Consider the following 12560-nt stretch of genomic DNA (forward strand, 5'->3'; position numbering starts at 1 on the left):
AATCATCAGAGTGTGATCCGTGATCTGGAGATCTTTCCATCCAGTGATTTTGTCGGGAGCAGAAATGCCGGAGGAGATTTACGGGCCAGAGTGTCTGGTATCAAATGGAAAGTATCCGGGCAGACTGTATCGATTACCTCACCCGGAGAGATGATTTATGTGGAGGTGACAGATCTGCGGGGCCGATTGATACAAAGAGTGGCAGATAAAGATAAGGTGCAGTGGAAACCTGCTAAAAGTGCCGGGATGGTTGTATTATGGGTAAAGGCAGGGGGTAACAGGTGTTCTTTTGTGGTACCGGCCTCGGGGAGATGAGGGGAACGACAGTACGAGTGTACGAGAGTACGAGGGTACGACAGAACGACAGAACGACAGAACGACAACACGATCACACGATCACACGACTGCACTTCAAGGCATGTAAAGCCTGATAAATCGGAGCAAATAGAAAACGATTAGATTTCATTTTCCTGCAAGCCCGGTTTACCGGACTTTGTTTGGCTAGAGGCGGCATTAATACCGCCTCTTTCGTTTGCACATCGTTCACCTGTTTTTTGATAATCTTCTTATTTGCGATTACCAGTACAAGGACCGAAATGGAATTCCGGTATACAATCATCGTTTCTTCTTCTACCAGTAAAGATTGAGAAGCAAGCTAATCCTGCGCGACTTGTAACAGTTTTCCGCAGGATACTGCACTGTGTCAACACAGAGGGGCTGGAGCGGGGGGGAGACTTCACCCATCTTATCTCTTAAATGCAGTAATTTACGCTCTGCAAATGGCACTTGTATTGGCGAATACGATTCACCAAGAACGATAAAGTTCAACAAATTTTGATTCAGGAGCAGGTGTTTCAGAATTTTCAGGAGAGAAAATTGGATGAAAAAAAGCCAATACCGATACCGATACCGATACCGCCCCCGATCTGAAGAACATACATTAGTGCCTTTAAATAATATGTACCATCTAAATTTATAGAGGTGAATATGTACTTATATGGAAAGCATTGAGCCGGTCCATTCTCTTCAGTTGCAATATATCCTCTATTCCTGAATTATAAATGAGGAACTGTACCGGTGCAGAGATGAAGTGATGGTCGCGGCGTATGTTCCGGCCGGAAGCCGCATGCCCGCAACTGATGCTTCTCCATTAGTCAAATTTACTCTTTTGTCGAAAACTTTTCTTCCTGAGATACTATTGATAGTCACCCTGATATCTGAATTAGCAGACAGGTTTGGAACCGCAATTCTCAGAAAATGCTTTGAGTCGTAATGAACAGACAATCTCTCCTGGACCTTTATTCCCAGAGTATGATTTGTCATGACTGCAGCTCTGCATTCATCAAAAAAATCAAAGATGTCCGGCAGTACAAGCGGTACCATTCCACCATGATCTGCGTTTACTTCTTTGTACTTCAGATTGAAACCGCGCGAATTCATCCAGTCCCTGACTGCTCTGCTTCCATCTAACGATGGGGTCTGTATGCCTTCGGTCACAAAGAACTGCATTTGATAAAGACTGTCCCAGGGATAACCGGTTTTCTGTACAAAAGGACCGGATATCGGTGCAAGGGCCCGGAAGTATTTGCGGTATTTTCCCCCGATATACCAAGTCCCACCGCTTCCCATTGAATGACCCATGAGAAAAATCGATGAACTGTCAATCGGGTATTCATGTAAAATCAACTCCAGAACGTTGATTACATCTTTTTCACTGAGTTCGTTTGTCCTTTCGCTCTCCGTAGTAACCTGAGCCATGAGTTCCGTGGCGCCACTTTCATTTCCAAACTGGGCAGAAAGACGTAAAAAATTGCCGAATGCACCTTTGTCACCCATCGGTGAAACAAGAATATACCCATGCTGGTCGGCAAGCTTGACCATCTGCTTGTTGTTCTGATCCAGATATGTGCTTTCATTACATCCGCCGCCATGAAGAAACATCACCAGAGGCAGTTTCGATTTTCCATCCCAGTTCTGAGGAACACATACCCTGAAGGGCTCATCCGCATTGGCTTCTGAGAAGCGGTAGGTTCTTTTTTGATCCCCTTTGGCCTGCCACTGGGGTGAGGATGGATTGATAAGTGACTTTGCAAGATTTCTGGATTCTTCCATTTGGACAACAGGGTCAATATATGTCCCGAAAGAGATAATCCGCTGATTTGCAAATACAATGCTGCTGGAAATAACAATGGTCAGTACAAATGTCCCAATGAACCGGATGATTCTATAGTGTTGCATGTTTAACCTGTGTTTTAAAGAACTTTTCAAGTGTCAGAGATACAGTAAAACTCAAATTCTGTCAGGAAGACAGAATTTGAGTTTTATAAAGCAGAGAGGGTTAACAGGAAATGCTTAAGGAATATTTGCCGATTTAACTTCCCAGTTGTTGTCTCTGCAGTAGCTGCAGCCGGAGCCTACAAGAACGCCTTTTCCTGTTGAGCCAGTGTCTCCCTTTATCCACCAGTTCAGCCAGGCCAGAGTGATCTTTGTAAAGTGTCCTCCGTTGGTATTCCACAAGTCACCGCCATGATCAAAAGTTTTATTACTGAAGAACATAATTGGATGCCCCTTGGAGGAGATACCATTGTAGTCTCTCAGGCCGTTATTGTATGCGCCCGTTCCATCCTTATGACCCTCAAGGATCAATACTGGCGTGTGTACGCTGTTCCACAGTGACCAGTTGTCAGAAAAAGAACCGCTGCTGCTGAGCGCCCAGGTTGTTGTACGGGGATCGTGTGCTATACCCATCGACAAAAGACCGCCGCAGGAAAAACCGTTTCCTGCGACCTTGGTGGTATCGATACTCTGGTAGTAAGGACTGCAGGGTTTGCGGTTTTCAGCTATGATCCAGTTCATGTATGCAATAAATGGTTTCCCCATCTCTTTTACATCTCCACCCATCGGGCGGCTTCCATCACCATTTGGCTTACCATCCGAGATAACAAAGTATCCATGTGAAGCGATTTCTCCCAGAGCGGCAGTATTCGATGTTCCATTTTTAGAGCAGGCGCCATTTGCCCACAAATAGATGGGGTATTTTTTCCCATACCCCAGATCCTCAGGTCTGTAAATTGTGCCCTCATTGATTCCATTAGCGGAGTTCGTTTCCACAACCACTTTGTGAGGACCGCTTCCTGAAACACGGACGTTTACGGCATCCGACTGGGTACATTGACCGGTAAATTCAGTTTCCAATGTGATGTTAAAAGTTCCGGTATAGGCAGAAACAGGTACTTTGGCTGTTTTGTACCCCAATGCCCAGGCTTGAAGGGTATCACTTTCATCAAGAAGTTTTGCTGTTGTGACAGGATGTTTTGAAAGAAGGGAAACTGAGTTGTACTTATTATAAGGTAAATAACGGAAACTTGCGGTCTGATTTCCTATGGAAACACGGACAATCATCATGTTTTCGGCAAAGGATAGCTCAGTGAGTGCAAAATTGTATTCCCCCGGAGAAGCATAATTCCTGACTGTTTTGCTGAGCTGCTTTCCCTGCATATTAAAAAGTTCGGTTATCACTGCTGCCGGATTAGCCAGTTTTACAGCAATGATACCTTTCTTAAGGTATACAGTTTCTTTTCCGAAATGCTTGACTGCAGAATTTACACTTGTAAATACTCCCTTAAGGGAGTATAACCCGTTTTCATTGGTTGTGTCTTTCAGGTCTTTTGATTTGAGCGTGACGATTGCACCGTGGATAGCTTTACCGCTCTGGTTAGAGACTTTACCGTTTATGTCTATCGTTTGTGCCTGCAGACAGACTGTGAGTACACCAAGAATCAATAGAATTTTTTTTGCTCGGCGCATGGAGCCCCCCTGTTAAGCCGGTGTGAAAATTGTATTTAATGAACTAAAACAAGCCTTATCGAGTCACTCAATCCAAAAACTCTCCAATATTTTGTTGCATTTTCATGTATCTTTAAACCGAAAACCGGCTGTATTGAGTGGATTTTTTTCTAATATAAAGGCTTGTATACCTGAAAACCTGTTGTTTATGAGGTTTATTGGAAAAACTGTTGAACTATAGTTCAACACCTCACAGATGTAAGAGAATTTCACGCGGAGCACACCGCATTAATGCAGGCATTTCGATGTGGAACGGGTCAGAGTGGCTGCCGTCAGGTGATGGGTTCGGGAGTATGGCTTCCTGTCTGGCATTGATGACTGGCGGAATCTACACTCGGGAGGAACTTTGCTACCGGGTTGATATTGAAGAGACAGGGTCCTGAATCCGGGACCTAGTGCGGAGATCAGGTATTTTCCTTTGCTGTAAACTTTCCCAGGATTCTCGATGTGACTCTCTCAATGTTTTTGCTGTTGACAAGCACGTAAAGAATATCACCCGGAAATACTTCGGTTGAGCCTTGAGGAGCGATGATTCTGTCGTGACGGTTGATCATGGTTACAGTTGTCCCTTTGGGCAGGTGCAATGCTGAAATAAATGTGGACCCCTCATAGTCATCCTCATCTATTGCAATCTCACAAAGCTCCAGGTCACTCGAATGCAAGGTAACCAGTTCCATGGCCTGAGTGGGCTTCGGTTTTGGTTTGACTGTTAATTTAAGCCATGATGCGATTAAGCTGATAGTGTTTCCCTGAACCAGCATCGATAATGCAACTGCAAAGAAAATGATATTGAAGATCTCCCGTGATCCCTCAATATTGGCCGCAGTAGGGTAGGTTGCAAGAACTATGGGTACAGAGCCTCTTAAACCGCACCAGCTCAGCAGCACCTTTTCTCCGGATTTGAACTTATCAAAGACGGTGCAGATAAGCACAGTGACAGGGCGGGCCAGAAAAGACAAGACCAGAAACAGAACAAGTCCCTCTTTCCAGACAGTGCCGAACTCACTTGGGAAGACAAGCAATCCCAGGATTACAAAGATAATCACGTTTGCAATTGTCTGCAGCGCATCCAGAAAAGATTCGAGTGTCTTTTTGTAAGGAATCCCGGAGTTCCCCATCAGAAAACCTGCAAAAAACGCAGAGATCATCCCGCTTGCCTTCACTACATCAGCGGCGCCGAAAGAGAGGAGAATGATGCTGATCAGAAAGATGTAAAAATATCCCCTGTCAAGAACTTTTACCCTCTGGAAAATCAATACGCCGATTTTACCGATCAGAAGGCCGATACCGATACCACCGAAGAACTGCCACAGGAGAAATACACCGACTTGAAAAGGATGTTCAACATTTGCGGTGATTAATTGAATGGCCACTGTAGTGAGTACGATTGCCATTGGATCATTTGTGGCCGATTCGATTTCCAGAAGTGATGTAAGCTTTGGGTTTAAAGGCCGGGAGCGCAGGATAGAAAACACTGCGGCAGCATCGGTAGATGAGATGATACAGCCCAGAAGAAGGGTATATTTAAAGCTGAAATCGAAAAACAGGTAGAGCACAGAAGCAGTGATAACGGCTGTAAGAATTACCCCTAGTGAGGCCAGAGTCATTGATGGATGCAGGACTGTTTGAAGGGTCTCTTTTTTGGTGCCGAAACCGCCGATAAAAAGAACAAAAACCAGGGCGAAATCGGCAAGCGTTTTTGCCATCTTCGGATTATTGAAATAAATCAATCCCAGGACATCGCTTCCGAACAGTATCCCTATGCTAAGGGCAATAACAACCAGGGGAAGACGCCATTTGCTGGCAATCCGGGCGGTCAGAACAATTGATATCAGAATCAATGAGGCAATCAGTGAGTACATTACTTAAGGCCCTAAGATCGTTAAGCAGGTTTATCGATGAAAACAGATCGTATTAAAATAGTTCATGTCATCGTAGTGCGGGAGGTGGGTTGGGTTCAAAATATGTGATTTTTCATTATTTTTTGGAAAGGAAGATCCAGTATAGATATGGATAGCCTCGACAGTATTCAGATATCAATATATGAAATGCATAAAAGCTCCTTATCTAAATGTAGAAGCCCCTTTTTTACTGCTGCATCTTTTTCCTCTTTTCTTCGAATCCACTTCAGTGTACTGCTCTTGTCTCCCGCAGATTTTCATGTATTTCTTCCTGTTTTCATAAGTGCAGAGAAAGTTAATCGTGTCCGTACTTCTGAGCGGAATTTAGTTTTGATGTCAACACGAGAGCACAAATAGTTCAAACCACAACCAGTTTCTATATCAGGAAAAACTATGATCCCCAGGATTATCCACCAGACATGGAAAGACAGCGCTGTTCCGAAAAAATGGCATCCTTTCATTAAAGCCGTAAAGGAGATGAACCCGACATGGGAGTACCGGCTCTGGACTGATAATGACAACGATGAATTTGTGGCGGAAGAGTTTCCCGATTTTGTTGACATTTTCAGAGGCTTCTCGAGAAACATCATGAGGGCAGATGTCATAAGGTACCTTATAATGTATAAAATAGGCGGTGTTTACCTTGATCTTGACTATGAGGTATTGGCGCCGTTTGACTTTGGAACTTACAGTCTTGTACTGCCTCTTAACAGAAGCACTAAGTACGGCGATCCCCGGGATGAACTGGGAAACTGCATTTTTGCATCGGAACCCGGGCATAAGTTCTGGCTCGATGTCATCGACTCCCTGAAGCAGAATCCCCCCTCTGTAACCGACTATACCCAGATCGTAGAATCTACCGGTCCCCGTCTTTTGACACGCGTCTTTAACCAGAACAAATATGAAAACGTCTACCTTCCCGACAGACTGCTTTACCACCCCGGCTCTCCAAGCAACAAAAGAGATGTGGAGAAAATCAAAAACAATGGTGTTTCTCTGGGAATTCACCATCCATGGGGGAGCTGGAAAGAGAGATGGACGCTGGTGTATTTGAAGAACAAGGTAAAAAAATTGTTTTCCAGGTAATAGGGTTTACACTTGTATTAGAGTTGCAGTCATAATCCGAAATGTATACTTTGCCAGATACTTCTGCCATACTCGAATATTGGATTTTTATTTCCTTTTAGTATATTTCGATATGTGGCGAAATATAGAAATGTTATAAACTGGATAAAAATGGCTCAATGGATGAAATAATAAGTATCGCAAAAGCATTATCGGACAGTAATCGTGTACGTACACTTCTTGCGCTCTGCAAGCAGGAACTGTGTGTATGCCGAATCATAGAATTATTGGATCTTGCCCCTTCGACTGTCTCTAAACATATGGCAGTACTTAAAAATGCCGGACTTGTAGAGAGCAGAAAAGAGGAAAAGTGGATCTATTATAAGTTATCTGAACCAACAAAAAGGAATAAAAATGTTCAAAGTGTGTTGGAATGGATAACTGGGTCCTTATCCACAGATCCCAGGATCAGACAGGATTCAAAGAATCTCATGAAGATTCTCAGACAAAGTCCTGAAACGATTTGTAAGAATAGGGTAGAAAAGAAACGTCAACAGAAAAAAAGAGGTATCAATTGACATCTTTAGATTGCAACAAACCAGAAACAAAATCATGCGGATGCAGTTCAGGATCAGGCAAAAAGATGCTGATTCCCGCTATTCCACCTGTTGATAAATGGGGACACATTAAATGCAGGATAAGTGATAAATTCAGGATGAATTATGCAGTTGAACCAGGGCTATATTCTATCGGTAATCCTGGTGAATCATCACCGGTACTGGTTACAGCAAATTACCGGTTGGCCTGCGATCACCTCCGTAAAGCAATGGAAAAAAGCAGTGCCTGGGTGCTGGTTATCGATACAAAAGGTATAAATGTATGGTGTGCTGCCGGAAAGGGGACTTTTGGAACTTCAGAGCTTATAAACAGAATTAACTGTACCAAACTCGATACCATTGTTAAACATAGAAGCCTTATTCTTCCACAACTGGGAGCGCCTGGTGTCTCAGCTCATAAGGTAACCAAAGCTACAGGATTCAGCATTTCTTATGGGCCCATTCTTGCAAATGATATTCCGGCTTATCTGGAAGCAGGTAAAGAGGCTACTGCCGATATGAGAACTATAAAATTCCCGCTTAGAGACCGAATGATACTGACACCGATAGAATTTTTTGCAGCTCTCAGAAAATATGTCTGGCTGATTCTGGGATTAATGGTGTTTATGGGTATTGAGTCTTCAGGGATACTCATTAAACCTGCATTTGTTAATTCGTGGCCGTTAATAATTTCCGGGTTAATTTCGGTAATTACCGGAAGTGTTCTTTTTCCTGTATTACTTCCATTTATTCCATTCAGAAGTTTCGCTTTAAAAGGTATGATTCTGGGAATAATTGTAATTATTCCATCGCTTTTATTTTATGATAAAATCTACTATGGAAATCCATTTTTGGCATCAGCTTCAATACTTTTTAATATTACACTGATTTCTTTCATTGCTCTGAATTTCACTGGATCTACACCATTTACCAATATTTCCGGTGTCAAGCGTGAAATGAAGTTTTCTGTACCAGTGTACATATCGATGTGTATTATATCATCGATCCTTCTTATTATCTTCAAATTGCAGAAATGGGGTGTCGTTTGAATTATCTGAAAAATGTGGTCTCTCTTAAATTGAATCGTGAAAAGTGTACCGGATGTGCACTATGTACAGATGTTTGTCCGCGAGGGGTTCTGCACATACAGAATCACAAAGTGGAAATAATCAACCGTGATCGATGCATAGAATGCGGCGCATGCAGCACTAATTGCGCATTCAATGCAATTTCTGTAAAATCGGGTGTTGGTTGTGCTCAGGCGTTTATTAATGCTATTATAACTGGCGGTGAGCCGGAATGCGGATGCAGCAAGAACGGTCGATCATCGTCTGGATGTTGCTGATATTATCTAAGAATGAGGGTACGACAATACGACAGTACGAGGGTACGATAGGATGTCGAAAGGTGACAGTATCTCCATAAGTCACTGTTTTTTAGGAATAGTCCATTGGTCAATATTTCGGATCATGTTTATAAGCATAGCATTTATATGTTCGCAATCATTATCCAGTTTGGTATAAGTCCTTACCTGCTCGTACTCTCGTATCGTCGTATCGTCGTGCTGTAGTGCTGTCGTGTTGTAGTGTTGCCATGTTGCCGTGCAGTCGTCCTGTCGTACCCTCGTACTCTCGTCACATAAAACTCACAACCCCCGTCTCCATTCTCCCGCTGTACTCCAACCTTATCAGGTACATCCCATTCCTCAGACCGGATAACGGCAGTTTGATATTTTGGGATCCTGATGCTTTGTTGAATGCACGGGAAAGCATTTTTTTACCACTGAGAGTAAAGATGCTTACATTAAGTTCACTTGATGAATTTACATGTATAGAAAGAGTTTTTTGTGATGAATAGTAACGGATAACAGGATTGAGGTCTTTGGGGAGAGGTCCGGAAACAGATGTGCCCTGGTCAAGTGTAATTTTGTCAACATTGGGACCATCCTGGTCATTGCTAGTTGACAGCCTGACAGTGCTGGCCCCCTGCGGTAATTGAAGAGAAACTGTCTTTTGAACCCATGTTTCCCAGTTGGTTGTTGCCTCAAATTGCAACGACGCGATCTGTGATACGCCATTTACAGATATGGATAATGACCTAGATGAACCGGATCCGTTGGCGTAATTGATAATAACATTCCTTGTTCCTGCCGCATCTGTAAAAACCGGTATCTCCAGGAAAGCGCCTGCTGCCGCATTATAGTTCACATAAGCACTGCCTGTAAATCCGGCATTTTTGGTCTCAAGTATTGCTTCATTCAATATTCCATCTTCGGCCTGGTAGACAAATTTATCCAGAGGCAAAAAAGAAGCTGTAACAGAATTGTTTTTGTTAAGAGAAGAAATAACATAAGCGGCATCTGTACCTGTATAGTCCCCAGACCATCCGCTGAATTTCCATCCATTGTTGGGAATTGCGGTAAGAGTTACAAGGGTACCCTCAGGAAGAGAGCTTCCCTCTGGTGTTTGGGTTATGGTTCCGCCCGGTAATGCCTGACTGGTGATAGAGTAGTAAGTTCTTGTATCCTTAACAAAATAGGCTGTAACAATTTTAATTGAGGTCATTTTGACAGTTGCGGGGTTGGTGTTTCCGGAAAGATCGCCGCCCCAGTGATCAAAAAGCCAGCCCTGAGCAGGAGTTGCGGTAACGGTCACACTCTGATCCTTCTCGTAGCTTCCGCTCGATGGTGTGACAGTGCCCTGTCCCTCAGCGACAGAAGCAGTAAAGCTGTACTTGACAGTTGAACCGGACAGGTAAAGATTGAGAGTCGCCAGAGGATCCTAGTTGTCAACTACAGGAGGATTCGCGTAGGTCGTTTTCAGGACATTCGAGATGGTGTAATTGGCAGCTTCCGCATCTGTAAGCTGTCTTGCCCATTTGACTCTTCCCGATGTATTCGCGCCGGCACCAGTGTTTTTGTATTCAGAATACCTGGCTGTGGATTCATTCTCTGTCTTTCCCCAGTTATTCCATCCTGCGGCCTTGATACAGGAGGTCATCGAACAGTTAAGAAACGCTACAGCGGCGTAAGGTCTCCAGGGTCTTCCAAGAGTGGTTGATACCCCGGATGCTCCGCTTATGTTGCAGTACCGGAATACATAACCGTAGGTTATGTGCTGCTCTGTGGATGCTGCCGTGATAGCTGTTCCGCCGTAGGAATAAATTTCACAACTGTCAAACCATGTCGTCGATGGGCCGAACATGAAATCGGTTGTTCCTTCGATATAGCATTTTCTCACAAACTGACGTGAGTTGCCGGCATACCAGGTGTCCTGTCGTCCCAGAAACCTGCAGTTGTAAAATACCGCCTTGTCTCCTCCTATATAGATTGCCAACGCCTGACCCACAGGTCCGGAGGAGTTTTCAAAAGTAATGTTAAGTGCACAGAATCCTTCTGCTTTTATATAGGTACTCCGGGATGTGCTTGTCCCAAGGGTTTCTCCATTTACGACTTTCCCTGAATAATCATCATACGTTAATTTCACATTGTCCCGGCTCTGGCCGATAATGGTTACATTTTTACGGTCTGATTCAAGCACGAGTTTTTCCTTATAAGTGCCGTTTTTTATGTAGATGACAGTCCTTTGGGAACTGTTCTTTGGCACTGCGTTGAAAGCTGCCTGGACAGTTGTGTAATCTCCTGACCCGTCTTTGGCCACGGTCATATCATAGGTGATCTGGGAATACAGTTTAACCGTGAGACTAATGAGGAGCAAACCTGACAGAAGACTGAGTGTAATTCTGTTCATATCCCTCTCCAATAAGTTTACTGCCGTTCAGGGAGCAAAAACCATCTTGCAGTGACTGTGTTTTTCCCCCTGAAACGATATCAGATACATGCCTCCGGAAGGAACTCTGCAGGTGTAAACTGACGGATTTGTTCCTTCAAAGGCTTTTAAAATTTTACCATTTGGGGAATAAATATTAAACCTGTGCCTGCCTGTTATATCTGCCTTGATCGATATCACCCTATTTTCAGAAACAGAGGCCGAGACTGCGTTCAGGAATGGATTTGCCGGGATTTTTCGATTATTAACAGGCAAATACTGTTTTCCGATCCATTCCTGTGGTCCTGCACCGGAAATGACCAGGTTTTTCACATCCGATGTCTTATCAAGTGTATAGTCGTAGTAATCTTTCGGGTTAAATGGCGGTGTGCTGACATTTCCGGTCTGTGTCCCGGTGCATCTGGAGAACTGCAATCCGGAAATAAACAGCTTTGCGGTTGCATCAGCCTGCACCGGATTCTTTGAATCCTCAAATACACTGTTTTCAATCACCACCCGCGCCTCACCACGCGCGTAATTTCCGTAACTGGATACTTTTCTCACATAATTATTGTACAGATGTCCGATTCCCATATCAAAGCTGGGATTACGCTGATTTGTGCTGTCGAACCAGCAGTGATGAATCGTTGTGCGGAAATCCGTTTCATCTGTCCATCCAACCCCGAAACACTTGTTATGATTACTGAAATGAACCCAGGAGACTGTTACATAATCACAGGCTTTTCGAAGATCTATGAGGCCGTCACAGTTATGGGTGAGGAGGCAGTGGTCGATCCAGATATGATGACTTTCGTCAATTTGAATGCCATCCCAGTCGGTATCTTTACAATCATAATTACCCTCGACGTATGAATCCCTGATAATCAGGTTGCGGATTATTACATTGCTCACATTTACAAGATGAAGCTCTCCCTGGTACAGTGTCGCATCGTTTCCCAGCCCGACAATTGTCTTGTTTGATTTGACATTGACATTTGTTCCCTTGGGAACCGCGGCAATAGTGCCCTGCACCAGAATTATGTAAGGTTCCGATGACGAGGCGTATTTCTGAAGGTCGGCCAATGTATTTACTATTACAGTCTCTCCGCCCTCACCGCCTGTGGTTGTGGAGAGGCCCTTGCCGCTAACTGAAGCAAAGCCGTCAGGAGCGTCTGCGGAAAAGATAAAGCTGTAAAGAGTTATTAAAAGGAGGGTAAACTGAAGCTGTAACCTGTTCATCTGTTTCTTCGCTTTCTTTTTTCAGTTACTCTGTTTTTTCTGCTGAAACTGTATACAAGAATATAAGGCTATCTGTGGATTTCGGGAGGATTTTCGCTGTTTTCAGCTATTTTCTGTACTGTTTTGAGTACAGATTTCTGCTCGCT

Annotated in this window: 12 protein-coding genes; 6 read left to right on the forward strand and 6 right to left on the reverse strand. The window is 43.8% G+C overall.

The window, feature by feature from the left end; all coding sequences use genetic code 11:
• Positions 1 to 315 (forward strand): hypothetical protein (locus GX089_00830; protein ID NLP01015.1); only part of this gene is annotated, 315 nt, incomplete at its 5' end.
• 729 nt (positions 316 to 1044) lie between these two features.
• Here the strand turns inward: GX089_00830 and GX089_00835 are convergent.
• Complete coding sequence (locus GX089_00835; protein NLP01016.1) at positions 1045 to 2238, reverse strand: hypothetical protein; 1194 nt, start codon at positions 2236 to 2238, stop codon at positions 1045 to 1047.
• Between the two features lie 114 nt (positions 2239 to 2352).
• Positions 2353 to 3117, reverse strand: a complete 765-nt coding sequence (locus tag GX089_00840) for an alpha/beta hydrolase (protein NLP01017.1) — start codon at positions 3115 to 3117, stop codon at positions 2353 to 2355.
• 974 nt (positions 3118 to 4091) lie between these two features.
• On the opposite strand from GX089_00840, the gene GX089_00845 reads away from it, so the two are divergent.
• A complete protein-coding gene (locus GX089_00845; protein NLP01018.1) occupies positions 4092 to 4229 on the forward strand; it encodes a hypothetical protein in 138 nt (45 codons plus the stop codon).
• 21 nt (positions 4230 to 4250) lie between these two features.
• On the opposite strand, the gene GX089_00850 is transcribed toward GX089_00845, so the two are convergent.
• Positions 4251 to 5708 carry a potassium/proton antiporter gene (locus GX089_00850; GenBank protein NLP01019.1) on the reverse strand — a complete coding sequence of 486 codons (1458 nt, stop codon included), beginning with the start codon at positions 5706 to 5708 and terminating at the stop codon, positions 4251 to 4253.
• A 432-nt stretch (positions 5709 to 6140) separates the two neighbouring features.
• On the opposite strand from GX089_00850, the gene GX089_00855 reads away from it, so the two are divergent.
• The 4 genes from GX089_00855 (at position 6141) to GX089_00870 (ending at position 8753) form a co-directional block, all read left to right on the forward strand.
• Positions 6141 to 6833 carry a hypothetical protein gene (locus GX089_00855; GenBank protein ID NLP01020.1) on the forward strand — a complete coding sequence of 231 codons (693 nt, stop codon included), beginning with the start codon at positions 6141 to 6143 and terminating at the stop codon, positions 6831 to 6833.
• A gap of 158 nt (positions 6834 to 6991) precedes the next feature.
• Entirely contained in the window at positions 6992 to 7390 is a 399-nt protein-coding gene (locus tag GX089_00860) for a winged helix-turn-helix transcriptional regulator (protein ID NLP01021.1), read from the forward strand.
• Complete coding sequence (locus tag GX089_00865; GenBank protein ID NLP01022.1) at positions 7387 to 8457, forward strand: hypothetical protein; 1071 nt, start codon at positions 7387 to 7389, stop codon at positions 8455 to 8457. The genes GX089_00860 and GX089_00865 overlap by 4 nt, the downstream gene beginning before the upstream one ends.
• Positions 8442 to 8753 carry a 4Fe-4S binding protein gene (locus GX089_00870; protein NLP01023.1) on the forward strand — a complete coding sequence of 104 codons (312 nt, stop codon included), beginning with the start codon at positions 8442 to 8444 and terminating at the stop codon, positions 8751 to 8753. Before GX089_00865 ends, GX089_00870 begins: the two co-directional genes overlap by 16 nt.
• 289 nt (positions 8754 to 9042) lie before the next feature.
• Here the strand turns inward: GX089_00870 and GX089_00875 are convergent, their stop codons facing one another.
• The 3 genes from GX089_00875 to GX089_00885 form a co-directional block, all read right to left on the reverse strand.
• Positions 9043 to 10062, reverse strand: coding sequence for a carbohydrate-binding protein (locus tag GX089_00875; protein NLP01024.1), 1020 nt, complete (start codon positions 10060 to 10062; stop codon positions 9043 to 9045).
• Between the two features lie 126 nt (positions 10063 to 10188).
• Entirely contained in the window at positions 10189 to 11133 is a 945-nt protein-coding gene (locus GX089_00880) for a pectin esterase (protein ID NLP01025.1), read from the reverse strand.
• 51 nt (positions 11134 to 11184) lie between these two features.
• Positions 11185 to 12414 (reverse strand): pectin esterase, encoded by a 1230-nt coding sequence (locus tag GX089_00885; protein NLP01026.1) that lies wholly within the window; start codon positions 12412 to 12414, stop codon positions 11185 to 11187.
• Positions 12415 to 12560: the final 146 nt, after the last annotated feature.

It is taken from the genome of Fibrobacter sp., assembly GCA_012523595.1.
In the GTDB taxonomy this organism is placed as follows: Bacteria; Fibrobacterota; Chitinivibrionia; order Chitinivibrionales; family Chitinispirillaceae; genus JAAYIG01.